Here is a 1,620-nt window from a genome sequence, read left to right on the forward strand (position 1 = left end):
GACCAGCGGGGCCAGGGCGGCCGCGCGGAGCGCCGGGGTGGCGCGCACCCGCGCGGGCAGGGCGACGTCGCCGCGCAGGCGCACGAGGTGGCCGTCGCGGAGCAGCAGCTGCCAGGCGACGGGGCCGACGTCGGCCGGGCGGACGAGCGGCGTCGGCGGCAGCCGGGCCGCGGTGCGCGGGGGCGTGCGCGGGGGAGCAGCGGGGTGCGCGGCGGCCGGGGCGCTCGGGGGGTCCGGGTAGGAGGTCACCGGACGCACGATGCCGGTCGACCCCCGCGCGTGGCGAGGGGCGACCGGCACCGGCTGTGGACGAGCGTCAGCCGCGCGACTCCTCCGCGGCTCGCTGCACCTGCTCCAGCCAGGACCGCCGGGCGTCGAGCGCGGCCTGCGCCTCGGCGACCTTGCGGGCGTCACCGCCGGCCTGCGCCCGGGCGAGGTCCGCCTCGAGCTGGGCGATCGCGTTCTCGAGCTGCGCCAGGGCGCCCTCGGCCCGCGCGCGGGTCTCCGGGTTGGTGCGGCGCCACTCCGCCTGGTCGGCGTCGCGCACCTTCGCCTCGACGGCGCGGAGCCGGCCCTCGACGCGCTGGATGTCGCCGCGCGGCACCTTGCCGGCGGCCTCCCAGCGGTCCTGGATCGAGCGCAGCGCCGCCTTGGCCTGCGCGAGCCCCTTCGACGGGTCGATCGCCTCGGCCTCGACGAGCAGCGCCTCCTTGACCTCCAGGTTGGCGCCGTACTCGCGGTCCGTGGCGGCGTTCAGCTCGTCACGCGCGTGGAAGAACCGGTCCTGCGCGGCGCGGAACCGGGCCCACAGCGCGTCGTCGTCCGTGCGGCTCGCGCGGCCGGCGGCCTTCCACCGGGCCATCAGGTCGCGGTAGGCGCCGGCGGTGGGACCCCACTCGGTGCTCGAGGACAGGCGCTCCGCCTCGCGGACGATCTCCTCCTTGGTGGCCTTCGCGCCCGCGTTGCGGGACTCCAGCTCGGCGAAGTAGTGCCGCCGCTCCCGGTCGAAGGTGGTGCGCGCGTGGCTGAACCGCTTCCACAGCGCCTCCTCGGAGGTGCGGTCGATGCGCGGGCCGGAGCGCTGCGCGTCCTTCCACTCCTCGAGCAGGGCCCGGAGCTGCTCGCCCGCCGGGCGCCACTGCATGCGCGCCGGGTCGGTCCCGGCGATCTTCTCCGCACGCTCGACGATCAGCGTGCGCGCCTCCAGCGCGGCCTGGCGGGCGGCGGCCCGCTCGGCGTCGACCGCGGCGCGGCGCTCCGCCGCGGTGGCCCGCACGGCGTCCAGGCGGGCACGCAGCCCGTCCAGGTCGCCGACGGCCGCCGGCTCGGCGGTCTCCTCGGTCAGCCGCGCGAGCGTCTGGTCGATCTCCTTGACCGCCAGGTCGGTCGCCGTCAGCCGCGCCTCGAACAGCGCGACCTTCGCCTGCAGGTCCAGGAACCGCCGCACGTACAGCGCGAGGGCCTCGTCGGCGGTCGCACCGGGGAACTGGCCCACGGCGCGCTCGCCGGCTGCCTCGCGGACGTACACGGTGCCCTCGTCGTCGACGCGGCCGAACCCGGCCGCGGCGGCCGCCTCGACGGAGTCGTCCGGCACCGGGACCGGGACCACGGGGGTCACGG

At 78.1% G+C, this 1,620-nt stretch carries 1 protein-coding gene and 1 pseudogene; both read right to left on the minus strand.

Translation table 11 applies throughout. The annotated features are described in order from the left end of the window. A pseudogene (locus FA014_RS19395) lies at positions 1-249 on the minus strand (hypothetical protein); the annotation flags it as partial. A gap of 67 nt (positions 250-316) precedes the next feature. Continuing rightward, the coding region (locus FA014_RS19400) for a DUF349 domain-containing protein (RefSeq protein ID WP_154731236.1) at positions 317-1,620 on the minus strand (1,304 nt) is incomplete at its 5' end.

It is taken from the genome of Cellulomonas hominis, from assembly GCF_005239125.1.
Lineage (GTDB): Bacteria > Actinomycetota > Actinomycetes > Actinomycetales > Cellulomonadaceae > Cellulomonas > Cellulomonas hominis_A.